Genomic DNA, 23,779 nt, shown 5'->3' with positions numbered 1-23,779 from the left:
GATGGGAAAACAAAGTCAGGCGATTTCCACCCGGTTGCGGCCGTTCGCTTTCGCGCGATACAACGCCCCGTCCGCCCGTTTGATCGCCGCCCCGATGTCCTCTTCCGGCTTCAGCGACGTCAGGCCGAAGGATGACGTGATGCGCAACCCGTGCGGCCAGTCCTGCGTCGCGAACGCCGCACGCAGCTTGTCCAGCATCGTCATGGCATGCGCCACGTCGGTTTCCGGACACAGGAGCAGGAATTCCTCTCCGCCCCAGCGTACCAGCTTGTCGCTCGACCGGACTTCGCCCCGGATGACCGCGGCGAAGCGCCGCAACACCTCGTCACCGGCGTCGTGGCCATGTTGATCGTTGATCCGCTTGAAATGGTCGAGATCCATGAAGACGACCGCCATCTCTTCGTCGACGTGGCCGGCGACGTGCAAGCGTTTCATCAGCACCTCCCTGAGGCCCTGGCGGTTCAATGCGCCGGTCAGCGGGTCGGTGTGGGCCTGGCTGGCCAGGTCGCGTGCTTCCAGTTGCAGCGCCTTGTTGATCGCATCCAGCAACTCCACGCGCGCATTGCTGGCGGACAGGCTGGAGCGGACGTGCAAGAGACTCAGCGATAGCCCGAGCAGGCCGCACCCGATCCACGCGCCCACCAGCCAGGTCAGCAGCGTGGTGTCCGATATCCATTTGCCGCGAAACTGGATGGACCGCACTTCGATCGTGATCGACTGGCCGGACGGCACCGATCCCGTCGAGATTTCCACCGCCGTGACGTTATCGAGCCGGGTATACGTTTTCTCCAGCGGCACGTTGTGCGCCGTGATCCACCAGTCGGCAGTGCGCACGACGTTGACGGGAATCGTGAACGTGGCCTGCGCCGGCGCGTCGAATTCGACGGAGTTGTACCGCTGCGAATTCCAGTCGCCGACGGTGGAAAATTCCGGCTCGAAGTTCGTCAGGTGCAGCCTGATTTTCCTGCCCGACTCGCCCGAATAACGCATGTCGAACGTGACCGAATCGAACCGGCCCAAGTCCACGCCTTTTCCGTCCTGCCCCAGGTGGAACTGCAGCTTGCAGAATGGCCAGGCATAGCCGGCGCGCAGGTCGCAGCGCATGACGAGGGCATCGTTCGCACGCACCAGCGACGCGACGGACTTGCCGTTCTCGTGACGGTCGTCGGTAACGGTCGCGCCGTAGGACTGCCGGGGCGAGAGTTCGAAGACCCGGGTCATCCCGAAGTGCTGCCAGATCAGTAATGCGGGGGTCAGAACCAGCAATAATCCAACCAGGGACTGGACTATCGTCATTGCGCGCGCGTGTCGAGGGATCATGGCGGATCGCTGATGTATATATTCGGCGATCAATATACTGAAATCATCAAGCGGCTGCGATCATTCCCGTGCGGCAACCCCTAGAAACGAAAAAGGCCAGCTCGAAAGCTGGCCTGATTCTTTGAATTCGTTGGTCGGGGCGAGAGGATTCGAACCTCCGACCACGTGCACCCCATGCACGTACGCTACCAGGCTGCGCTACGCCCCGACTTGGTCCAGAATTATAACAGAGGCACGCGGGATGACTAGTCTTTTTGTCACCGGGCATCATGGAGAAACTTACTTCCAATCCCCCCGTAACGCCAGCACTTCCTCGTACAACCCCTCCGGCGTCACCTGCTGCGGCTGCACCGGCCGCCCGACGGCCAGCGCCAGCTTCGAGCGCAGCCCGCGCGCAAAAGAGCGCTCGAACACGTTGGACGGATCGCGCGAAAACACGCTGCCCCACAGCCCGCGCAGCGCCATCGGGATCACGGGCACCTGGCTGCGCGCGACGATCTTGGCGATGCCGCCGCGGAATGCGTTCATCTCGCCCGTGCGCGTCAGTTTCCCCTCCGGGAAGATGCACACGAGTTCCCCTTCGTGCAGCGCCTGGGCGACGTCGACGAAGGCCTTTTCCATCAGCCACGGGTTCTCGTGCGCCGGCGCGATCGGGATCGCCTTGCCGGTGCGGAAAATGAAGCCCAGCAGCGGCGTCTTAAAAATGCGGTGGTCCATCACGAAACGGATCGGGCGCGGGCTCGCGGCCAGGATGACGATGGCGTCGACGTAGCTGACGTGGTTGCAGACGAGGACCGCGGGGCCCTGTTCCGGGATGCGCTCGACGTCCACCGTCGACACGCGGTGGATCGTGTGGATCAGCAGCCAGGCCAGGAAGCGCATCAGGAATTCCGGCACGAGCGAGAAGATGTAGATGGCGACGACGGCATTCAGCAGCGCGGTCGTCAGGAACATCTCGGGGATGCTGAAACCGCGGCCGATCAGGAACACCGCGACGCCGGCCGACGCCACCATGAACAGCGCATTCAGGATGTTCATGCCTGCGATGGTGCGCGAAACGTGCGCCGGGTCGCAGCGCGTCTGGATCAGCGCGAACAGCGGCACGATGAAGAAGCCGCCGAACACGCCCAGCAGCAGGATGTCGGCCAGGATGCGCAGCGTGCCGTGCTGCGCCAGCACGCCGACGAAGTCGACGGGGGCCGTGTTGGTATAGCCGAGGCTCGCGAAATACAGGTCGATGCCGAACAGCGACAGGCCGATGGCGCCGAACGGCACGAGGCCGATCTCGACCTTGCGGCCGGAGAGTTTTTCGCACAGCAGCGAGCCGGCGCCGATCCCCAGCGAGAAGATGGTCAGCAGCAGCACGAACACGCTGTGGTCGCCGTGCAGGTACTCCTTCGCGTACAGCGGGAATTGCGACAGCACGAGCGCGCCGTAGAACCAGAACCAGGAATTGCCCAGCATCGACAGGAACACGGTGCGGTTCTGTTTCGAGAACGCCAGGTTGCGCACGGATTCGGCGACGAAGTTCGCGCTGATCTTGAGGCCCGGCGCGGGCGCCGGCGACGCCGGGATGCGCCAGCTCGTGGCGAGGCCCAGCACGGCGACGGCCAGCGTCCCGAACGCGACGAGGTGCACGCCGGCGGCGCCGTGGCCGGCCAGGATCGCGCCCATCACCTCGCCCAGCAGGATGCCGACGAACGTGCCCATTTCGATGACGCCGTTGCCGCCCACGAGTTCTTCCGGCTTCAGGTGCTGCGGCAGGTAGGCGTATTTCACGGGGCCGAACAGCGTCGAATGGACGCCCATGCCGACGACCGCGGCGACGAGCAGCCACAGGTTGTGCGTGAGCCAGCCGATGGCGGCAATGGCCATGATGCCGATTTCGAGCAGCTTGACGAAGCGCGCCAGCCGGCCCTTCTCGACCTTGTCCGCGATCTGGCCGGCAGTGGCGGAGAACACGACGTACGGGAGGATGAACAGGCCCGGGATCAGGTTGTTCAGCAGCGCGGCGGGCAGCGTCGTCCACGCCAGCGCGTCATAGGTCAGCACGACGAGCAGCGCCGTCTTGAACAGGTTGTCGTTGAAGGCGCCCAGGAACTGGGTCCAGAAAAACGGGCCGAAGCGGCGCTGGGTCAGCAGGGAAAACTGGCTGGTGTGGTTCGGGTGGCTCATGGTCGATGACGCGGATGTCGGGGATGCGACAATCTACAACACAACCGGCACGTTGAACACACAATGTTGCTGGGCGTGAATCAATGGTCGCACAATCCGCTACCCGGAGCGACTGGATATGCAACCACGCTAACGCCAAGTCGCGCCGGGCGTCACCCGATCCGCGTCCACACCCGGTACAGCGGCGCTATCCCCAGCACGACGACCACCATGCGCGCGACGTGGAACGCCGTCACGACGGGCACGCCCAGGTGCAGCACGCGCGCCGTCAGCGCCATCTCGGCGATGCCGCCGGGCGACGTGGCCAGCACCATCGTCCCCGGGTGCAGGCCCGTCACGGCCGCCACGCAGAACGCGAACAGGCCCGCCAGCAGCAACGTGACCGCCGTGCACGCCGCCACGCTGGCCAGGAAGCGCGGCGCCGTGTGCACGAACGCGGGCGTGAACCGCGTGCCGAGCGAGACGCCGATGAACAGCTGGCCCGTGCGGATCATCCACTCGGGTAGACGCGACAGCTGCACGCCGGCCGCCGTCAGCATCATCGCCACGACCAGCGGGCCGATCACCCAGGCGTTCGGCACGCGCAGGCGTTTCAGCGCCAGCGCGGCGCAGCTGGTGACGGCGATGAGCACGCACAGGCCGGCCGCATCGACCCGGCCGGCGAGCGGCACGAACGCATCGAGGCCGTTGCCCCAGCCGTGGGCCGCGAACCAGCGCACGGCGAATGGAATGGTGCCGACGACCATCATGATGCGCAGGCTGTGCGCGGCCGCCACGCGTTCGACGACGGCGCCGTGGCGCTCCGCCTGCACGGCCATCTCGGAAGCGCCGCCGACGGCCATCGCGAAGAAGGCCGTCGCGTCGTCGCTGCCGGACAGCCGGCGCAGCAGCGCGCCGCCGGCCATGCCGAGACAGATCGCGAAGGAGACCGCCAGCAGGATCCAGCCGAGGTGCCGCGCCAGCACCGCCAGCACGGGCGCGCTGAAGTACAGGCCCAGCGCGCTACCGATGGCCCACTGCCCCGCCTCGCGCGCCTGCACGGGGGCCGAGAGGCGCGCGCCCAACATGCACGCGATCGCCGTCGAGAACAGCGGGCCGATCATCCACGGCAGCGGCGTGTCGAGCAAGATGCACAGCTGCGCCGCCGTGAAGGCCAGCGCCAGCGCGGGGAGGAACGTCCTGATCAGAACACCCAGAGCTTCTCGGCCGGCATCTCGAGCCAGTACTGGCCCGGATCGACGCGGTGCTTGGAGTACGCGCGCACGCTCGAATTACCGTGCTTGAACAGGCATTCCCACCGGTCGCCCAGGTACATGCAGGTGGACAGCGGCAGCTGGATGCCGTTGTCGACGGGCGTGCGGCCGATGCGCACCTCTTCCACGCGGATCAGCGCCGACGCTTCCACGTCCGGATCCGAGGCACCGCTGCCGCGCGCCGTCGCGTTCAGCGCCATGCCTTCCACCTGCAGGCGGGCCGCGCCGCCGCTGCGCGCCACGACGCGCGCCGGCAGGCGGTTGTTACTGCCCATGAACTCCGCGGTGAACAGCGTGTCCGGCGCTTCGTACATCGATTGCGGCGTACCCTGCTGCTCGATCTTGCCGTTGTTGAGCAGGAGGATGCGGTCCGAGATCGCCATTGCCTCGGCCTGGTCGTGCGTGACCATCAGTGCCGACAGGCCCAGGCGCACGATCAGCTCGCGCAGGAACGCACGGGCTTCCTCGCGCAGCTTGGCGTCCAGGTTCGACAGCGGTTCGTCGAGCAGGATCACCGGCGGGTTGTAGACGAGCGCGCGGGCGATCGCCACCCGCTGCTGCTGGCCGCCGGAGAGCTGGTGCGGGAAGCGCTCGCCCAGGTGGCCGAGGCCCAGTTGCGCGAGCACTTCGCGCACCTTCGGTTCGATGTCGCGCGCGGCGAGCTTGCGCAGCTTGAGGCCGTAGGCGACGTTGTCGAACACGGTCTTGTGCGGCCACAGCGCATACGACTGGAACACGAGGCCCAGGTTGCGCGCTTCCGCCGGCAGTTCGAGTTTTTTACTGCCGTCGTACACGCGGCGCTCGCCGATGTCGATCGTGCCGGCCTTCGGGCTTTCCAGGCCGGCCACGGCGCGCAGCAGCGTGGTCTTGCCGCTGCCCGAGGGGCCCAGCAGCGCCACCACTTCGCCGCGCTGCAAATGCATCGACACGCCCTTCAGGATCGGGTTGGCGGTGGCGCCATGGCCGTAGTCGAGGTGCAGGTCGTTGACGGTCAAAACGTTCATGATGTTTGTCTCGCGATTCTATTAGTTATGAAGCTTCACGCCGAAACGCAGCGCGATACCGAGGCCGATGGCCACGAGCGTGATGTTGATGAACGAGAGCGCGGCCACGAGGTCCGTCGAGCCGCCGGCCCACAGCGACACGAGCATCGCGCCGATCACCTCGGTGCCGGGCGACAGCAGGTACACGCCCGTCGAGTATTCGCGTTCGAAGATCAGGAACACCATCAGCCAGGCGCCCAGCATGCCGAACTTGATCAGCGGGAGCGTCACGTCGCGGGTCACGCGGCCGCGGCTGGCGCCCACGGCGCGTGCCGCCTCTTCCAGTTCCGGGCCCACCTGCAGCAGCGACGTCGACACGAGGCGCATGCCGTAGGCGAGCCACACGACGGAGTACGCGAGCCACAGCGCGAAGATCGTCGAGCGCAGCTGGCGCAGGGCCGGGATGACGTGCTCCGACAGCCAGGCGGCCACGCCGTTGTCCATGCCGTGCAGGATGCCGTCCAGCCAGCTCGGCACGAACAGGAACACCCACAGGAACGACAGGCCGGCCAGCAGGCCCGGCACCGCGCGCGGCACGAGGACGCTGTAGTCCAGCAGGCGCGTGACGCCGTCGTTCTTGCGGTGCATGGCCAGCGCGATCGCGGTGTAGCAGGCCACGGCCAGCGCGCCGCCGATCACGCCGATCAGGATCGTGTTGACGATGCCGCGCACGAGCGACGGCTGCTCGAAGATGTCGCGGAAGTGCTGCAGGGTGAGCACGTCGGCCAGTTTCACGCCCTCGCCCCAGTACTGGACGAACGAGCGCAGCACGATGCCGGTCAACGGCAGCACGATGGTGACGGCGATCCACGTGCCCAGCACGGCGAAGGCGACCCACTTCCACTTGCCCAGCGCGAGCGGCTTCTGGCGCGCGCCCTTGCCCTTGATGGACACGTATTTGTTGGCCGACTTCAGGAGCCAGCGCTGGAGCATCACGAGCGGCATCGTCACGGCGACGAGGCAGACGGCGACGGCGGCCATCAGGTGGTACGACGGCGTGCCCAGTTTGTTCGTCAGCTTGTACAGGTAAGTCGCCAGCACGAGGTGGCCTTCCGGGTCGCCCAGCACGAGCACGAGGCCGAACACTTCGAAGCCGAGGAAGAACACGAGCACGCCCGCATACGCGAGGGCCGGCATGATCATCGGCAGCGACACGTTGAACATCACCTGCCACGGCGACGCGCCGGAGACGCGCGCCGCTTCCTCCACGTCGGAACCGAGGCTCTTCAGCGCGGACGAGGCGTACAGGTACACGTGCGGCACGTGCGTGAGGCCGGCGATGACGACGATGCTCGCGAACGAGTACACGTTCCACGGCACGAAGCCCAGCAGGTCGTGCGCCCACGTCGAGTAGAAGCCGACGGGGCCCATGGCGACGACGTAGCCGAAGCCCATCACCATCGGCGACACGAAGATCGGCACGAGCAGCAGCGGCGCGACGATGCCGCGGCCCGGCAGGTCGGTGCGGACCATCAGGAAGGCGAGCATGCCGCCCAGCGGCACGGCGATGGCGGCAAGGCCGCCGGCCAGAATGAGGCCGTTCTTGAAGGCGAGCCAGAAGTCGGGGTCATCGAAGATGAAGCGGTACGCGTCCAGGCCGAGCATCTTGTCGGGCATGAAGAACGGCGCCGTCAGGAAGCTCTGGTAGAAGATGAGGTACAGCGGCAGGAAGATGGCCACGCAGGTGAGCAGCACGACGATGCCGCGCGTCCAGTTGAAGCGCGGCGCGCGCACGGCCGGCAGGCTGCCGGCGTCGGCGCCCTTGGATTCCAGTGGCATGGTTGAAGTAGGCATGGGAGTGTCCGATTGAGATGAAGCCTGAACCCGTCGTTCCCGCGCAGGCGGGAACCCATGCTGAGTGTCCTGGTCGGCTCAGTATGGGTCCCCGCGTCCGCGGGGACGACGGTTCAAGGGTTGGCTTACTTCTTGCCGGCAGTGGCTTTCCACTCCTTCAGGAACGCCAGGCGCAGCGCCGGATCCAGGTATTCCCCGACGGCCGGGCTGACCGGCAGCGGCCTGATGTTCTTCTCGCCGACCATCTTGATCAGGTCAGTGGACGTCGTTTCGCCGGTGACGTCGGCGCGGATCGCGTACAGCTTGGAGGCATTGGCGATGACGGTCTGGCCGCGGTGCGACAGCATGTAGTCGATCCACAGCTTCGACGCGTTCGGGTGCTTGGACATCTTGTTGATGAACTGGACGCGCGAAATGATCAGGGTGTAGTCCTTCGGCAGCACGACGCCCAGCGACGGATCGTTCTTGGCGCGCACGAGCGCGTAGGAACCCATCACGTTGTAGCCGATCAGGTTTTCGCCCGACGAGATCCGCTCCAGCATGGTGCCGGTCGACGACTGCACGCGCACCCTGGCCGCGCCGAACGCCTGTTCCAGCTGCTTGTATTGCGGGTAGGCGCGCGCGTCCTGCGTCATGAACATGAAGCCGACGCCGGATTTCTCGATGTCGTAGGTGGTGACCTTGTCCTGGAATTTCGGCTGCTGGATGATGCGCACGAAATCGGCGTGCGTCTGCGGGACTTCCTCGGGCTTCAGCAGGCGCTTGTTGTAGACGAAGGCGGCCGGCTCGAACGTGGTGCCGTAGGCCATGTCCTTCCAGACGGCCCAGCCGGGGATCTTCGCGGCTTCGACCGATTTATAGGGCAGCGCATAGCCGCCCGCGGCCAGCTTCATCTGCAGGTCCATCGCCGACGACCACAGCACGTCGGCCGTGTCGCCGCCGGCCGCGTTCTCGGAGAAAAAGCGGTTGTAGACTTCGGTCGAGTTCATGTCGTTGTACTCGACCGTGATGCCCGGGTACATCGTCTTGAAATCGGAGATCAGCGGTTCGGCGGCCTTGCTGTCGGTGGCGCCGTAGATCACCAGCTTGCCTTCCTTCTTCGCGGCGTCGATCAGTTGCTGGTAGCCGGCCGGGTAGCCTGCCGGGGCCTGCGCCTGCACCGGTGCGGCGAAGGCGAAAACAGCAGCTGCAAAGGAAGTGGCAAATGCGGTCTTCTTGAAATTCATGGTTGTCTCCTAGGGTGTTGTTGTCAGTGTTCGCGGACCAGGCTGAATTCCCTGGCCTGTCGGTTGTAATCGTTGATGGCCTGCTTGACCCAGCGCGTGAGCGCGTCGCCCGTGAGCGAGAACGGGTACAGGCCGGCCTGGGTGCGCAACGCCGCGAAATCGGGGGTGGCCTGCACGCGGGCGAAGGCATCGACCCAGCGGCGGTAGTCGGCATCCGGCACGCCGGGGCCCATCCACACGCCGCGGATCACGGGCCACACGATGTCGTAGCCCTGCTCGCGCGCCGTCGGCACGGACGCCAGCACGCCGGCCAGGCGCTTCTCGGCCAGCACGGCCAGCACGCGCACCTTGCCCGGGCCGGCATACAGCACCGCTTCCGATGCGTCGCCCGAGATCACCTGCACATAGTTCGCGCTCATCGCCGTGAATGTCTCGCCGCCGCCTTCCAGCGCGACGAAGCGCAGGCGCCGCGGTTCGATGCCGGCGTGACGCGCCAGCAGCGCGACCTTCATCCAGTCCTGGCTGCCGATGGTGCCGGACACGCCGATCAGGACCTGCTGCGGATTCTTGCGGATCGCGTCCATCAGCTCGTCCAGGCTGTGCCACGGCGCGTCGGAACGCACCGCGATCATGCCGTAGTCGACGCCCAGCGCCGCGACCCAGCGCACGTCGGCAGCAAGCGCCTTGCCGAATTTTCCTTCGGCGAGATTCAGCAGCGAACCGCCCGAGAACGCGACGAGCGTGTCAGGTTCGGCGCGCCGCTGCGACACGAGGGTGTGCCACGCGACGGCGCCGATCCCGCCCGGCAGGTAGGCCAGTTTCAGCTTCGCGTCCGGCAAGGCCTTCTGGGCCAGCTTGCAGGTCAGGTCCATGGCGCCGCCCGGTTTGGACGGCACCACGCATTCGGCGTTGGCGCTGGCCGCCGCCGCTGCCGCGGACAGTGCCGCGGCGGTAAGGATCGAGATGGCGCGCTTCATGATGTTGCGGCCAGGGGTCGGTCAGAACCGGTACTGGATGCCGGTGGTGACGCCGGTCTGCGTCGATCCGAAGCCCGGATCGTCGCGCGACAGGCCCACGAGCTGGCCGTGGTCGGCCTTGGCATGCGCCACCGATGCGTACAGCCAGACGCGCTTGGACAGCGAGTACATTGCACGGCCCACGAGCATCGTCGGATCCGCGTCCTTCGCGGACGGCAGGTTCTTCGTGTTGACGTGGTAGACGGCGCCCGTCAGGGTCCACGGGTAGGCCGCCCAGGTGGCGCCGGCCCAGTAGGTGTCGCCGCGCACGTCCGGCGTGGCTGCCTTGCCCGACTGGAGCTTGTAGCCGCGCATGCCGGCCTGGTAGGTCATCGGACCCGCCTTGTACAGGGCGCCCAGGTGGAAGGCCGTCGTCTTGTCGCGGTCGCCGGTGGCGGCGAGCGTGTTGCCGTTGATTTGTTCGTACGACGCCATCAGGCCGACGGGGCCGCCGAACCAGGAACCGCCGACGGCGTACTTGCGGCCATCGGCCGCGCTGCCGGCCTGCTCGCCCATGCCGATGGTGGCGCCGTAGGTGAAGCCGCCCGTGGTGCCGGTGTACTTGATCAGGTTGTCGAACGCCGTCGTCATGCCGTACTTCGACGGGCCGGTGGCGTTGCTCGACGTCGCCCAGGAATAGTTGGGCGCGAAGCCCATCGGGTCGAACTTGATGACCAGGTCGTAGGTCGTCGTGAACGAGCGGCCGATGATCACGCGGCCGAAGCCGCCTTCGAGGCCGACGTTGGCCTGGCGCTTGAACAGGTTGCCGTCCTGCGCGCCGGTGTCGAGCATGACGCCGCCTTCCAGGTTGAAGATGGCTTTCAGGCCGCCGCCCAGGTCTTCGCTGCCGCGGAAGCCCCAGCGCGACGTGTTCTTGCCGCCCGAGACGACGCGCACCTGGCTGCCGTCGCTGGCGGTTGCGTGGTTCACGTATTCGACGCCGGCATCCATGATGCCGTAGACCTGGACATTGGTCTGGGCGGATGCGTTCAGGGAAAGCGCTGCCAGGACGGCGAGCGCGAGGGCCGATTTCTTCATATTGTCTCCGTTGTTGTCATCAAGGCGGTCGTGTGCCGCTTCGTGAGACCAAGGATAGGTCCGCCAACCTTTCAATCAGCTTTCACTGAACCTTTCAATGTCGGGTGTTGTGGAAATCACTTAGGGATGGAGACACGAAGCGGATCGTCGCTTACACTGGCGCGATGCGAATCCTGTTAGTCGAAGACCACGTCGAGCTGTCGCACTGGGTATCCAAAGCCCTGCGCGACGCCAATCTCACCGTCGAATGCGCGGCCACCGGCGCCGACGCCGACGCGCTGCTGCACACCCAGGACTACGCGCTCGTGATCCTGGACCTGACCCTGCCCCGCATGGACGGCCTGGAAGTGCTGCGCCGCCTGCGGGCGCGCGGCGGCACGCGCGGACGCACGCCCGTGATGATCCTGACGGCGCGCGGCGGCCTGGAAGAACGGGTGCAGGGCCTGAACCTGGGCGCGGACGATTACCTCGCCAAGCCGTTCGAACTCGCCGAACTGGAAGCGCGCGTGAAGGCGCTGCTGCGCCGGAGCGTCGGCAACGAGGCGCTGGTGCACACGTGCGGGCAGCTCAGCTTCGACACGGTATCGCGCATGTTCACCTACTGCGGCGAGCCGCTGGCGCTGACGCCGCGCGAGCACGCCGTGCTGGAAGCGCTGATCTCGCGCCCGGGCCGCGCCGTCTCGAAGGAAAAGCTGTTCGACGAAGTGTTCGCGCTGGACGACGACGCCAACCTCGACGCCATCGAACTGTACATCCACCGCGTGCGCAAGAAACTGGACAAGCGCCCGGACGGCGGCGCCGCCATCGCCACCCTGCGCGGCATCGGCTACCTGCTGCAGGAACGGCCGCCGGCCGCGTCCTGAGCATGCGGTTCCTGCCGGCGGCGACGACGAAGCTGGGCAGCCTGCGCGGCCAGCTGCTGCGCTGGCTGATCGTGCCGCTCGTGATCCTCGTGGCGGCCAACGCCGTCTCGCTGTACCGCGACGCGCTCGACGCCGCCGACATCGCCTACGACCGTTCCCTGCTCGCGTCCACGCGCGCGCTCGCGGAGCGCGTGTCCGTCCGCGACGGCAAGGTCGTGGCGGACGTGCCCTACGTGGCGCTGGACAGCTTCGAGACCGATACCCTCGGCCGCATCTACTACCGCGTGGGCGGGCTGCATGGCGAGACGGTGTCCGGCTACGACGACCTGCCGCCCGTCCCGAAGGACACGCCCCGCTCCGAACTGTATCCGGCCCTCGTGCGTTTCTACCACGCCGACTACAACGGCGAGCCGGTGCGCATCGCCGCCCTGCTGCAACCCGTGTACGACGATTCCATGCGCGGCATCGCCCTGATCCAGGTGGGCGAGACGCTGGACGCACGGCGCGCGCTGTCGCGGCGCATCCTGCTCAACACCCTGCTGCGCCAGGCGCTGCTCGTGCTGGCCGTGGCGACGCTCGTGTGGTTCGCCGTGCGCCTCGTGCTGCAGCCGCTGATGCAGCTGAAACAGGTCGTGGAGACGCGCGCGATCTCCGACCTGTCCGACGTCGACGAAGCCCTCGTGCACCGCGAAGTGCGGCCGCTGGTCGCCGCGATGAACGGGACGATGGCGCGCATGCAGAACCTGATCGCGAGCCAGCGCCGCTTCATCGCCGACGCTTCGCACCAGCTGCGCACGCCGCTGACGGTGCTCAAGACTCAGGCCGAGCTGGCGCTGCGCGAAAACGACCCGGCCGCGATGCAGGCCATCGTGCGCTCGATCGCGGCGACGACCGATTCGACCGTGCACCTCGCGAACCGCCTGCTGACGCTCGCGCGCATCGAGCACGGCGGCGCGAACGCGGCACTGGCGCCGGTGGCGTTGTCCGAGGTGGCGCGCCAGGTCGGACTGGAACTGGCGCTGCCGGCCGTCCAGAAAGGCATCGACCTGGCGCTGGAGGCGGAAGACGACGGCGCCACGACCATCGACGGCCAGGCGCTGCTGCTGCACGAACTGGCGAGCAACCTGGTCGACAACGCGATCCGCTACACGCCGCCGGGCGGCACCGTGCTGCTGCGCGTGCGGCGGCTGATCGGCGTCGTCGTGCTCGACGTGCAGGACAGCGGGCCGGGACTCGATCCGGCCGAATACGACAAGGTGTTCATGCCCTTCTACCGGGCGCAGGCGACGCTGGAGAGCAATCCGGGCGGCACGGGGCTGGGGCTCGCCATCGTGCGCGACATCGCCACGGTGCATGGGGCGACGCTGGCGCTTGACCGAGCGGAAAGCGGACGCGGATTGAAGGTCAGCGTGACGTTCCCGTTAGGCCTGTAACGCAAGTACGTCGGTCAATTTAATCTAGCGGTAGTCGTCCGGCGTAAGCCCGTATTTCTGCATCTTGTAGTACAGCGTCTGCTTGGGCACCCCGAGCGCCGCAGCGACGTCGACGACGCTCCCCGCCGCCCGGCGCAACTCCTGTTCGATGACGGCGCGCTCGAACGCGCCCACCTGGTCCGCGAGCGGCACCGGCGCCGCCGTGCGCGCGGTCAGCAGGCCGTCCGCGCCGCTGGACAGGCCCAGCACGAAGCGTTCCGCGATGTTGCGCAGCTCGCGCACGTTGCCGGGCCAGTCGTGCGCCATCAGCGATTGCATCAGCGGCCCCGGCACCGTGGGCGCGGCGCGCTTGTAGCGGGCCGCCGCGCCCAGCATGAAGTGTTCGAACAACAACGGGATGTCCTCGCGCCGCTCGCGCAGCGGCGGCAGGTTCAGCACGATCAGGTTCAGGCGGTAGTACAGGTCGCTGCGGAATTTCTGCTGGTCCGACCATTCCTTCAGGTCGACCTTGGACGCGGCGATCACGCGCACGTCCACCGGCACCGGGTGGTTGGAGCCGAGCCGCTCGACGTAGCGTTCCTGCAGCACGCGCAGCAGCTTGACCTGCAGCGACAGCGGCAGGCTTTCGATCTCGTCGAGGAACAGCGAACCCTTGTCGGCATGCTCGATCTTGCCGACCTGGCGCTTGGTCGCGCCCGTGAACGCGCCCGGTTCGTGGCCGAACACTTCGCTCTCGAAGATGTTTTCCGGGATCGCGCCGCAATTCAGGGCGACGAAATGATGCGCGCGGCGGCGGCTGAACTGGTGCAGGCAGCGCGCCACCATCTCCTTGCCGGTGCCCGTCTCGCCGTAGATCAGCACGTCGGCCGATTCGTCGGCCAGGTCCAGGATCAGGCGGCGCAGGTCGCGCATCGGGGCCGAATCACCCAGCAGCATCGCCTCGATGCCCTCGCCGTTCGCGATGCGGTGCCGCAGCGTCTCGACTTCCAGGATCAGGCGCCGCGTCTCCAGCGCGCGCTGCACCGCCTCGACCAGCTGTTCCGACGAATACGGCTTGGGGATGAAATCGTAGGCGCCGCCGCGCATCGCGCCGACGGCCATCGAGATGTCGCCGTGGCCCGTCACGAGGATCACCGGCAGCTGCGCATCGATGGCCTTGACGGCGGCCATCAGCTCGATGCCGCCCATGCCGGGCAGGCGCACGTCGCTGACGACGACGCCCGCGAAACCGGGCTTTATCTGCGCCAGCGCCGGCTCGGCGGCGTCGAACGCCTCGACCTGGAAGCCGGCGAGATCGAGCGCCTGCGCGCTGCCCGCGCGGACGATGGCGTCGTCTTCGACGAGCAGCACTTTCATGGATTCGTACATGGTTGTCTCCTACTCCGCCCGGGGCAGATCGATGATGAACCGGGCGCCGCCCTCGGGCAGCGACTCGGCCCGCAGCCGGCCGCCGGACTCGCGCACGATCTGCTCGGAGATCGCGAGCCCGAGGCCCAGTCCTTTGCCCTGCGGCTTGGTGGTAAAGAAGGGTTCGAACAGGTGCGCGCGGACGTCCTCCGGGATGCCGGGACCGCTGTCCGTCACGGAGATCAGGACGCGCGCCCCCGCGCCTCCCGCTTCGACGACGAGCTGGCGCGGATGACTTCCCGCCATCTCCATCGCATCGAGCGCATTGCCGAACAGGTTGACGAGGACTTGCTGCAGCCGGTTGCTGTCGCACAGCGCGTACAGGTCGCGCGGATGGGTCGCCATGCGGAATCCTACACGTTCCTGCGCGATGCGGCGCTCGACGAGGAACAGCGCCGCGGTGACGGCATCCGCCACCGGCACGGCGCTCGGCCGCGTGTCGGACTTGCGCGCGAACTGGCGCAGCTGCCCGGTCAGTTGGCCCATGCGCTCGACCAGTTGCGAGATGGTCGTGAGGTTCGCCGAGGCGTCGGCGTGCCGGCCGCGCTCGATCAGCACGCGGGCATTGTCCGCCATCGTGCGTAGCGCCGTCAGCGGCTGGTTCAGTTCATGCGTGATGCCGGCGGAGAGCTGCCCGAGCACGGCCATCTTGCCCGCCTGGACCAATTCGCTCTGCGCCTTGCGCAACTGCTCTTCGGCCTGGCGCCGCACGGCGTTCTCGTCGCGCAGCTCGCGCGTGATCTGCTCCAGGCTCGCGGTGCGGTCGGCCACCAGGTGTTCCAGCTGGTCGTACGCGCGCTGCAGATCCTCGCGCGCCCGCTGGCGCTGCCGGCCCAGGCGGTGGCGCTGGCGCGCATACAGCACGAGCATGACCGCCAGCGCTTCCGACAGCACCGTCAGCAGCGCCGCCGCGCGGGCGCTCGCGCGGGCCGGCGCGAGGTCGGACAGGTACACCATCTGCCAGTTGCGCGTCACCAGCCCGCGCGACTGGCTCAGCATCGGCCCGGTGGCCGGCGGCGGTCCGGCGACGATGCGCGCGCGGGCGTCAAGCGCGCGCACCTCGCGCAGGCCCAGCGGCGTGAGCGCATGCGAGAAATACTGGCGCGACTGTTCCAGTTCCTGCCGCGCGGCCGGCGTCAGCGGCGCAAGCGTCCGGTATTTCCATTCGGGCACCGAACTCAGGAACACGACACCATGCGCATCGGTGAGCAAGGCCTTGCCGCCGGCCTCCGCCCAACTCGCCTCCAGGCTCTCGATGTTGACCTTGACGGTCGCCACGCCCAGCATGCGGCCCTCGTGATAAATGCCGCGGGCAAAGTAATAGCCGGGCTCGCCGCGGGTCGTGCCGACCCCGTAAAAACCGCCCGGCATGCCCCGCAGGGCCTCGCGGATATAGGGCCGGAACGCGATGTAGTCGCCGACGTAGCTGTCGGGCGCGCGCCAGTTGCTGGCGGCCTGCGTCACGCCCTTCAGGTTGACGATGTAGATGCTGGTCGACCCGGCCAGCCGGTTGACGCGCTCCAGGTAGATGTTCACGTCCCGGCGCAGCGCCTCGTCGCCCGGCTGGCGCAGCAGCGCGATGACGTCCTTGTTCAGTTCGAACGTGCCGGGCAGGAAATCGTACTTGGACAGCAGGTGTTCGAGGCCGGCCGCGTACGTGTCCAGGCGCTGCGCGCCGGACAGCCGCAGCCGGTCGATCGCGGCATCCTCGGCATAGCGGTACGCCACGGCCGCCAGCGCCGCGCACACCAGTAGCAGCATGAGCGACAGCCCCAGCCGCCGCGGCCAGCGGCCGGTCTGCTGCGGGTTGACGGTGGGTGCGGCTGCGGGCATGGCGGTCCTGGAATGTTTACGTTGTGCGATTAAAACACATGACGCACGCCCAGGTTGATGCCCGTGGTGCCGGTACCGGCGTTCGTGGCGTCGCCGACCGTGTACGCGGCGCCGCCGCGGTTGACGATATGGCCATACGCCGCGTACAGGTCGGTGCGGCGCGACAGGCTGTACTCGTAGCCGATCGCGGCCTGGCGCGCGTTTGCACCGCGGCCGGAATCGTCGTGGTGGACGATCACGGACGCGAGCACTCTGCCCGCGGCGCCGGCCTGCACGGCCGCGCCCAGCAGCGCGTCGCGGCTGGCGTGGCCCAGCACGTTGCGGTTGCGCGCGAAGGCTGCGTGCGCCGTCACGGTGCCGAAGCGGTAGCGGCCCACCAGCATCGTGTTGCGCTCGTGCGCGGCGCCCGTCGCATCGTTCTGCCGGTGATGCGTCAGCGCCAGCGTCAGCGGACCCGCTTCGTACGTGGCCGACGCGTCGAAAGTACGGTTCTTCGCGGCGTCGCCGGCCACTTCGCCCGCGCCGTACAGCACATCGGCGGACAGGCCGTTCCACTTCGGCGACTGGTACTCGACCGAGTTGTCGACCCGGCCGAGTCCGGGGAGGATGTTCTGCGCATTGCCCGCGAGGCCCGTGCAGAACGGGTCGGCGATGTCGCGCATGACCTTGTAGTACGGCGCGTACTGGCGGCCCAGGCTGATCGTGCCGGCCGCGCCGGACAGGCCCACGTACGCCTGGCGGCCGAACAGCAGGCCGCCCTGCGCGGCCTTGCCGGTGTCGATGTTGTAGCCGTTTTCCACCACGAAGACGGCGCTCAGGCCGTCGCCGAGATCTTCCTTGCCCTTGAAGCCCAGCCGCGAGCCGGACGCCACGCCGCTGCCGATGTTCTGCGACGAACCGGCGGCGCCGCCGCGGTCGAGCACGATGCCGGCGTCGGCGACGCCGTAGACCTTCACGAACGATTGCGCCTGCGCGCAGGTGGCAAACAGGGCGAGCGCGCACGCGCCGGCGCCGGCGCCGGCGATATGACGATATTTCAATGAAGTCTCCGTTGATTTGATTTGTTATGTGGTCAGCCGACTTGCGCGACGACGGGTGCGACCTGTTGCGGTTTTTCTTCCAGCGCGCCTTCCCAGTTGGCGACGACGGCCGTGGCGACGGCGTTGCCGACGGCATTGGTGGCCGAGCGGCCCATGTCGAGGAACTGGTCGATGCCCATCAACAGCAGCAGGCCCGCTTCGGGAATGTGGAACTGGTTCAGCGTGGCGGCGATGACGACCAGCGACGCGCGCGGCACGCCGGCCATGCCCTTGGAGGTCAGCATCAGCAGCAGCAGCATGGTGATCTGCGTGCCCAGCGACAGGTCGATGCCGTACGCCTGCGTGATGAACAGCACGGCGAAGGTGCAGTACATCATCGAGCCGTCCAGGTTGAACGAATACCCCATCGGCAGCACGAAGCTGGAGATCTTGCGCTGCACGCCGAACTGGTCGAGCGCCAGCAGCAGCTTGGGATACGCGGCTTCCGAGCTGGCGGTGGAAAACGCGAGCAGGAACGGTTCGCGGATCAGCGCCAGCAGGTGCAGCACGCGCTTGCCGATGAACAGCGAGCCGCCCAGGATCAGCAGCAACCACAGCGTCACGAGACCGAGGTAGAAGCCGCCCATGAACTTGGCGAACGTGAAGAGGATGCCCAGGCCGTTGGTGGTGATGATGGAGGCCATCGCCGCGAACACGGCCAGCGGCGCCATGTTCATGATGACGCCAGTAATGCGCAGCATCACCTGCGCCAGCTGGTCGATCACGGCGGTGAGACCGGCGGCGGCGGGGCCCAGCGCGCCCAGCGCGGCGCCGAAGAACAGCGCGAACACGAGCACCTGCAGGATCTCGTTGTTGGCCATCGCCTCGATCGGCGATTTCGGCACCAGGTGGGCGGCGAAGTCCTTCAAGGTGAACGCCGTGGTCTTCAGGCCCGTGGCCGCGTCGATCGGCGGCAGCGGCAGGTTCAGGTGCGCGCCCAGCTGCATCACGTTCGACAGCAACATGCCCAGGCTCAGCGAGACCAGCGACGCGATCACGAACCAGGCCATGGCCTTCATGCCGATGCGGCCCGCGGCGCGGCCGTCGCCCATGTGCGCGATGCCGACGGCCAGCGTCGAGAACACGAGCAGCGAGATGATCATCTTGATCAACCGGAGGAACACGTCGGTGACGATGGAAATGTGGGCGGCGATGTCGGCGCTGATCGTCTTGTCGGCGACGGTTTCATGCAGGCCGTAGCCGACCGCGGCGCCCAGCACCATCGCGATCAGGATGTACAGGGTCAGGGGACGCTTCTTTTTCACTTTGATCTCCAAGAATCGCGGCGTTTTACTGTCGCCGCGTGTTGTCGTGACCCGGCGGGAACCGGGTGCGACCACAACAGCAAGCCGCATGCCAGAGAGATCTTTGAAATATTTACGTCGTAAACTCCTGATTACAAATGTGTTTTATTTTGGAAACTGAAGTTGGCCAGCGCGGAGCGTCCAATTTTCGGGACGCGCTCGGCGGGGGCTGTATGAATACTTGGAAGGCGCCGCAAGGCCCTGTCTGCGGGGCCGGGAATGGCCTTACAATGCCGCGATATTCAACGGTGCGGGACGCGGCATGGAAACCAAATGGCTGGAAGATTTCATTTCACTGGTCGAGACCAAGAACTTCAGTCGCTCCGCGCAATTGCGGCACGTGACGCAGCCCGCGTTCTCGCGCCGCATCCGCTCGCTGGAAAACTGGCTCGGCACGGACCTGATCGACCGCACCACGTTCCCCACCCGTGTCACGCCGGCCGGCATGATCTTCTACGAACAGGCGCTGGAAATGCTCGGGCAGATCAACGGCGTGCGCGAGATGCTGCGCAACAATCGCGTCACGGCGACGAAGACGATCGACCTGGCCGTCCCGCATACCCTGTCGCTCACGTTCGTGCCGAAGTGGCTCGCCGCGCTGGAACGCGACTTCGCGTCGATCAACAGCCGCCTCATCGCCCTCAACGTCCATGACGCGGTGCTGCAGCTCGTCGAAGGCGGATGCGACCTGCTGCTGTGCTACCACCATCCGCGCCAGCCGGTGCAGCTCGACCCAAGCCGCTACGACATGCTGCTGATGGGCCGCGAAGCGTTGTGCGCGTACGCCCGCTGCGGCGCGGACAGCCAGGCGGAATACCGCCTGCCCGGCCGCAGGGACGCGCCGCTGCCGTTCCTCTCCTACACGACGAACGCCTACCTCGGTCGGATGGTGGACCTGATCCTCGCCGACGCGAAGCCCGGCCTGCACGTCGACAAGCGCTACGAGACCGACATGGCGGAAGGCCTCAAGATGATGGCGCTCGATGGCCACGGCATCGCGTTCCTGCCCGAATCCGCCGTCACGCGCGAGGTCGCGCAGGGGCAGCTGGCGCGGGCCAGCGAACCGGGTCAGTGGGAGATCGAGATGGAGATCCGGCTGTATCGCGAACGGCCTTCCGATGCGCGGCCGGGCAAGCAGATCGTCGCGGAACTGTGGGAGTACCTCGTCGCGCAGCAGTCGGCGACGTGATGCTGGTGGCGGTGTTCGCGTCTGGCATGTCACATCGCTACTTGGCGCGCGCGTTGCAGACGCCCGCAGGCGTCGATGGCGGATGTGCCGGTGTCAATTATTCCGGCCGATCATCCCGCGCGAGCTACAACGGATTGACCGCTTGGCCAGTCGCCTGCGATTATCCGAATATCAGCCAAACCCTTTTTATCTGATATTCGGATATATTGACTTTATCTGTTACTCAGATAAAATCGACGTATCTGAATATCGGATATTTCCTATGTCCTCCGCGCCTGACTACCACACGCTCTCTACGGCGTCCCACCTCGGCCAGCTCCTCAAGACCACGCGCAAACGGCACAAAATCACGCAGGCCGAGCTGGCTGGCTATGTCGGGGTCAGCCAGAACCGTATCTCGCACCTCGAGAATCACCCCGAGGAACTCAGCATCAGGCAGCTGCTCAGCTGGTGCTCGGCGCTAAAGCTGGAGCTCAAACTCGGCGAGAGGGACACGTCAGCGGCCAGCAACTCGGCGGAATGGTAATCATGGGCCGTCGCTCGCACAGCCAAACCCTCAATCTCTGGGCCAACGGAGAGTATGTCGGCCGCTGGACGGTCAATGCTGCCGGAAACTCGGAGCTGCAGTACGATGCCGCCTGGTGCGCCTCCCCGCGCGGCCGCCCTATCTCGCTGTCGCTACCCTTCAACCTGCACAATGAGCCGCTGAAGGGAGTCCGGGTCTCCCACTACTTCGACGGCCTGCTGCCCGACAGCGATTCGATTCGCAGACGGGTTGCGGCCCGGTTCAAGACGGGCTCCATTGACGCATTCGACCTGCTGGCCGCCATCGGCCGCGACTGCGTTGGTGCCCTGCAGCTGCTGCCGGATGGCGCCCAGCCGGAGGGTCTTGACCAGGTGGACGGCATTGTAGTCGATGACGAAGCCATCGAACGCCACCTGCTGGACATGGTGAACCCAGACCAGCGCGGCGGCCCGCGGGACCCGGACGACGACTTCCGGATTTCTCTGGCCGGCGCGCAGGAGAAGGACGCGTTCCTGAGGTGGAATGGCAAATGGATGAAGCCGCGCGGCGCCACGCCGACGACGCACATCTTCAAGCTTCCAATCGGGCTGGTCGGCGGCCGCAAAGCTGACTTCTCGACCTCGGTCGACAACGAGTGGCTCTGCCTGCGACTGTTCAAGGAATTCGGCCTGCCGACAGCGAACGCCGAGATTGCTACCTTCGGCAAGCAACGTGTCCTCGTCGTCGAGCGCTTCGACCGGGTGCGCTCGGCCAACGGTCAGCACCTGTTCCGGCTCGTTCAGGAAGACTTCTGCCAGGCCACCGGCGTGTCGCCTCTGGTGAAGTATGAGAATGAAGGCGGCCCGGGCCTGAAGCAAATTTTCACCCTGGTCCAGCAGTCGCAGCAGGCCAAAGAGGACATGCGCACGCTGATGGCGTCGCAGCTGCTGTTCTGGATGATGCGTGCGCCGGACGGCCACGCCAAGAACTTCAGTATCCAGCTGCTGGCCGGCACGGGCCGCTTCAAGCTGACGCCCATCTATGACGTGATGTCGGCCTACCCCGTCATGGGCCCTTGCCCGAACCAGTGGTCGGAATACGAAGTCAAAATGGCGATGGCCCTTCTCGGCAAGAACCGGCACTATCTGGCGCGCGACATCCAACGACGGCACTTCAACAGCACCGCGAAAAAGGTCGGCTACGGCGATAACGCGGAGCCGCTGCTCCAGGAGTTCATCGCCCGCACGCCGGACGTCGTGGAGAAGGTCCGCGGTGAGCTTCCGGATGGCTTCTCGGCCGCCGTAGCGGACAAGGTTCTGGATGGCGTGCTGGCTGCGGCGCACGCGCTGGAAGCAATGCCGCCAAGCTAAGAACGCCCAACAAACGAACATCGAACGTCCATGCCATTCGGCGCCATTCGGTAAGCGCGATCATGACAATACTCTCGACCGCGACAACCGCTGTCGGCCCGCATAAACCACGCAAACACAGCCATGCTTTTTGCGCATGACCGCATGCGCAAGCAGCATTGGCCAGGCTCCGGCAGCCCATCCTATGATGCGCTCAGCCTTGAATCACACACGGAGACCTGCCATGAGCCACGACTACATCCCTTCCTACCTGAACCCGAACGACCTCGGCCCGTGGGGCCAGTACCTGCAACAGGTCGACCGCGTCGCCCCGCACCTGGGCAGCCTGTCGCGCTGGGTCGAAACGCTGAAGCGTCCGAAGCGCATCCTGACCGTGGACGTGCCGATCGAACGCGACGACGGCACCATCGCGCACTACGAGGGTTACCGCGTCCAGCACAACCTGTCGCGCGGCCCGGGCAAGGGCGGCGTGCGCTTCCACCAGGACGTGACGCTGTCGGAAGTGATGGCGCTGTCGGCCTGGATGTCGGTCAAGAACGCGGCCGTCAACGTGCCGTACGGCGGCGCCAAGGGCGGCATCCGCGTCGATCCGTCCACCCTGTCGAAGGGCGAGCTGCAGCGCCTCACGCGCCGCTACACGAGCGAGATCAGCATGCTGATCGGCCCGACGAAGGACATCCCCGCGCCGGACGTGAACACCAACGAACAGGTCATGGCCTGGATGATGGATTCGTATGCCATGATCGAAGGGAATCTGTCGACGGGCGTCGTGACGGGCAAGCCGATCTCGCTCGGCGGCTCGCTGGGACGCCGTGAAGCGACGGGCCGCGGCGTGTTCGTCGTCGGCCAGGAAGCGGCGGCGCGGCGCGGCGTGGCGCTGGCCGGCGCGCGCATCGCCATCCAGGGCTTCGGCAACGTGGGCGGCACCGCGGCCACGATCTTCGCGGATGCCGGCGCGAAGATCGTCGCTGTGCAGGATCACACGGGCACCATCGTGCGCGAAGACGGCCTCGACGTCGCGCAACTGCACAAGCACGTGGCCGAAGCGGGCGGCGTGAAGGGCTTCCCCGGCGCGGATGCGACGCTGGACCGCGACGCGTTCTGGGACATCGAGTCCGACATCCTGATCCCGGCCGCGCTGGAGCGGCAGATCACGGCGGACGTCGCGGCGAGGCTCAAGACGAAGATCATCCTGGAAGGCGCGAACGGCCCGACGACGCCGGAAGCCGACGACATCCTGGCCGACAAGGACGTCCTCGTCGTGCCGGACGTGCTGGCCAACGCGGGCGGCGTCACCGTGTCGTACTTCGAATGGGTCCAGGATTTTTCCAGCTTCTTCTGGACGGAAGACGAGATCAATGCCCGCCTCACCCGCATCATGCAGAGCGCGTTCGGCGCCGTGTGGGACGTCGCTCAGGAGAAGAAGGTGAGCCTGCGCACCGCGACGTTCATCGTGGCCTGCACGCGTATCCTGCAGGCGCGTGAAGTGCGCGGCCTGTACCCGTAATCTCCCGGAAGCTCGCGTGGCGCGCCTGCCGGTATGACGCCACGCGACTTCAAAAAAATCCATTTTTCGCCGCACATTGCGCGCAGATAAGCATGCGTTGCAGCACATTCTCACATCGTTGAGCGACCGCAAGCATGCCTTCGGACATGATTTCTTGTGCGCCGCAGCACAGGTAAGATGTGCGGATGAAAACGACCGACTTCCCTCCCCCATCGCCCGGCGCGGACGACGCGCTGTTCGACCACATCGAGCGCCGCCTGCTGGCGCTCACCACCGCCCCGCTGCACGCGCCGACACAGGCGGAAAGCCGCTGCGTGGATGAATTCGCGGATGGCTTCCTCGGCCACATCGGCCTGTCTCCCATCCCGCTCGCGCGGCGCTGGCGCACCGCACCATGAGACGTAAAAAAAGCCGCCTGCCGTTC

The 23,779-nt window shown here is 66.5% G+C and carries 19 protein-coding genes and 1 tRNA gene; 7 read left to right on the top strand and 13 right to left on the bottom strand.

The window, feature by feature from the left end; genetic code table 11:
• Nucleotides 1-15: 15 nt before the first annotated feature.
• The 9 genes from ASD28_RS28975 to ASD28_RS28935 all read right to left on the bottom strand — a co-directional run bounded on the left by ASD28_RS28975 (nt 16) and on the right by ASD28_RS28935 (nt 10,865).
• The gene (locus tag ASD28_RS28975) at nt 16-1,221 is read right to left on the bottom strand and encodes a GGDEF domain-containing protein (RefSeq protein ID WP_056136804.1); all 1,206 of its coding nucleotides are present in this window, start codon (nt 1,219-1,221) and stop codon (nt 16-18) included.
• Nucleotides 1,222-1,451: 230 nt separating this feature from the next.
• A tRNA-Pro gene (locus ASD28_RS28970) sits at nt 1,452-1,528 on the bottom strand.
• A 71-nt stretch (nt 1,529-1,599) separates the two neighbouring features.
• On the bottom strand, nt 1,600-3,495 hold the full coding sequence (locus ASD28_RS28965; RefSeq protein ID WP_056136801.1) for an MFS transporter: 1,896 nt from the start codon (nt 3,493-3,495) through the stop codon (nt 1,600-1,602).
• A 152-nt stretch (nt 3,496-3,647) separates the two neighbouring features.
• On the bottom strand, nt 3,648-4,652 hold the full coding sequence (locus tag ASD28_RS28960; protein WP_307169599.1) for an AbrB family transcriptional regulator: 1,005 nt from the start codon (nt 4,650-4,652) through the stop codon (nt 3,648-3,650).
• 26 nt (nt 4,653-4,678) lie between these two features.
• Nucleotides 4,679-5,752 (bottom strand): ABC transporter ATP-binding protein, encoded by a 1,074-nt coding sequence (locus ASD28_RS28955; protein ID WP_056136797.1) that lies wholly within the window; start codon nt 5,750-5,752, stop codon nt 4,679-4,681.
• A gap of 21 nt (nt 5,753-5,773) precedes the next feature.
• On the bottom strand, nt 5,774-7,570 hold the full coding sequence (locus ASD28_RS28950; protein ID WP_156650958.1) for an iron ABC transporter permease: 1,797 nt from the start codon (nt 7,568-7,570) through the stop codon (nt 5,774-5,776).
• Nucleotides 7,571-7,710: 140 nt separating this feature from the next.
• Nucleotides 7,711-8,811: an ABC transporter substrate-binding protein gene (locus ASD28_RS28945; RefSeq protein ID WP_056136795.1), complete on the bottom strand. Its 1,101-nt coding sequence runs from the start codon at nt 8,809-8,811 to the stop codon at nt 7,711-7,713.
• 23 nt (nt 8,812-8,834) lie between these two features.
• Nucleotides 8,835-9,788, bottom strand: a complete 954-nt coding sequence (locus ASD28_RS28940; protein WP_056136794.1) for a tripartite tricarboxylate transporter substrate binding protein — start codon at nt 9,786-9,788, stop codon at nt 8,835-8,837.
• Between the two features lie 21 nt (nt 9,789-9,809).
• Nucleotides 9,810-10,865 carry a porin gene (locus ASD28_RS28935; protein WP_056136792.1) on the bottom strand — a complete coding sequence of 352 codons (1,056 nt, stop codon included), beginning with the start codon at nt 10,863-10,865 and terminating at the stop codon, nt 9,810-9,812.
• 164 nt (nt 10,866-11,029) lie between these two features.
• Between ASD28_RS28935 and ASD28_RS28930 the strand changes: the two genes are divergently transcribed.
• Together ASD28_RS28930 and ASD28_RS28925 are read left to right on the top strand one after the other, a co-directional pair.
• Nucleotides 11,030-11,728 carry a response regulator gene (locus tag ASD28_RS28930; RefSeq protein WP_056136790.1) on the top strand — a complete coding sequence of 233 codons (699 nt, stop codon included), beginning with the start codon at nt 11,030-11,032 and terminating at the stop codon, nt 11,726-11,728.
• Between the two features lie 2 nt (nt 11,729-11,730).
• Nucleotides 11,731-13,161 carry a sensor histidine kinase gene (locus tag ASD28_RS28925; protein WP_056136789.1) on the top strand — a complete coding sequence of 477 codons (1,431 nt, stop codon included), beginning with the start codon at nt 11,731-11,733 and terminating at the stop codon, nt 13,159-13,161.
• Nucleotides 13,162-13,185: 24 nt separating this feature from the next.
• On the opposite strand, the gene ASD28_RS28920 is transcribed toward ASD28_RS28925, so the two are convergent.
• Genes ASD28_RS28920 through ASD28_RS28905 form a run of 4 tightly spaced genes read right to left on the bottom strand, consistent with a single transcriptional unit; the run spans nt 13,186 to nt 18,745 of the window.
• The gene (locus ASD28_RS28920) at nt 13,186-14,529 is read right to left on the bottom strand and encodes a sigma-54 dependent transcriptional regulator (RefSeq protein WP_056136787.1); all 1,344 of its coding nucleotides are present in this window, start codon (nt 14,527-14,529) and stop codon (nt 13,186-13,188) included.
• 9 nt (nt 14,530-14,538) lie between these two features.
• Nucleotides 14,539-16,401: an ATP-binding protein gene (locus ASD28_RS28915; protein ID WP_056136785.1), complete on the bottom strand. Its 1,863-nt coding sequence runs from the start codon at nt 16,399-16,401 to the stop codon at nt 14,539-14,541.
• Nucleotides 16,402-16,430: 29 nt separating this feature from the next.
• Nucleotides 16,431-17,441, bottom strand: a complete 1,011-nt coding sequence (locus ASD28_RS28910) for a porin (protein WP_229412075.1) — start codon at nt 17,439-17,441, stop codon at nt 16,431-16,433.
• A 32-nt stretch (nt 17,442-17,473) separates the two neighbouring features.
• Nucleotides 17,474-18,745: a dicarboxylate/amino acid:cation symporter gene (locus ASD28_RS28905; RefSeq protein WP_056136937.1), complete on the bottom strand. Its 1,272-nt coding sequence runs from the start codon at nt 18,743-18,745 to the stop codon at nt 17,474-17,476.
• Nucleotides 18,746-19,046: 301 nt separating this feature from the next.
• Here ASD28_RS28905 and ASD28_RS28900 point away from each other — a divergent pair, with 301 nt between their 5' ends.
• From ASD28_RS28900 to ASD28_RS28880, 5 genes are all read left to right on the top strand, one after another.
• Nucleotides 19,047-19,973 carry a LysR substrate-binding domain-containing protein gene (locus ASD28_RS28900; protein ID WP_056136783.1) on the top strand — a complete coding sequence of 309 codons (927 nt, stop codon included), beginning with the start codon at nt 19,047-19,049 and terminating at the stop codon, nt 19,971-19,973.
• A 262-nt stretch (nt 19,974-20,235) separates the two neighbouring features.
• On the top strand, nt 20,236-20,499 hold the full coding sequence (locus tag ASD28_RS28895) for a helix-turn-helix domain-containing protein (RefSeq protein WP_056136781.1): 264 nt from the start codon (nt 20,236-20,238) through the stop codon (nt 20,497-20,499).
• A 2-nt stretch (nt 20,500-20,501) separates the two neighbouring features.
• Nucleotides 20,502-21,848 (top strand): type II toxin-antitoxin system HipA family toxin, encoded by a 1,347-nt coding sequence (locus tag ASD28_RS28890; protein WP_056136779.1) that lies wholly within the window; start codon nt 20,502-20,504, stop codon nt 21,846-21,848.
• Nucleotides 21,849-22,071: 223 nt separating this feature from the next.
• Nucleotides 22,072-23,355, top strand: coding sequence for a Glu/Leu/Phe/Val dehydrogenase (locus tag ASD28_RS28885; RefSeq protein ID WP_056136777.1), 1,284 nt, complete (start codon nt 22,072-22,074; stop codon nt 23,353-23,355).
• Between the two features lie 185 nt (nt 23,356-23,540).
• Nucleotides 23,541-23,753: a hypothetical protein gene (locus tag ASD28_RS28880; RefSeq protein ID WP_056136775.1), complete on the top strand. Its 213-nt coding sequence runs from the start codon at nt 23,541-23,543 to the stop codon at nt 23,751-23,753.
• Nucleotides 23,754-23,779 lie beyond the last annotated feature (26 nt).

This window comes from Massilia sp. Root133, assembly GCF_001426525.1.
Lineage (GTDB): Bacteria > Pseudomonadota > Gammaproteobacteria > Burkholderiales > Burkholderiaceae_D > Telluria > Telluria orientalis.
The sequence above is the reverse complement of the archived record's forward strand: the minus strand, read 5'-3'. Positions and strand labels throughout refer to the sequence as shown.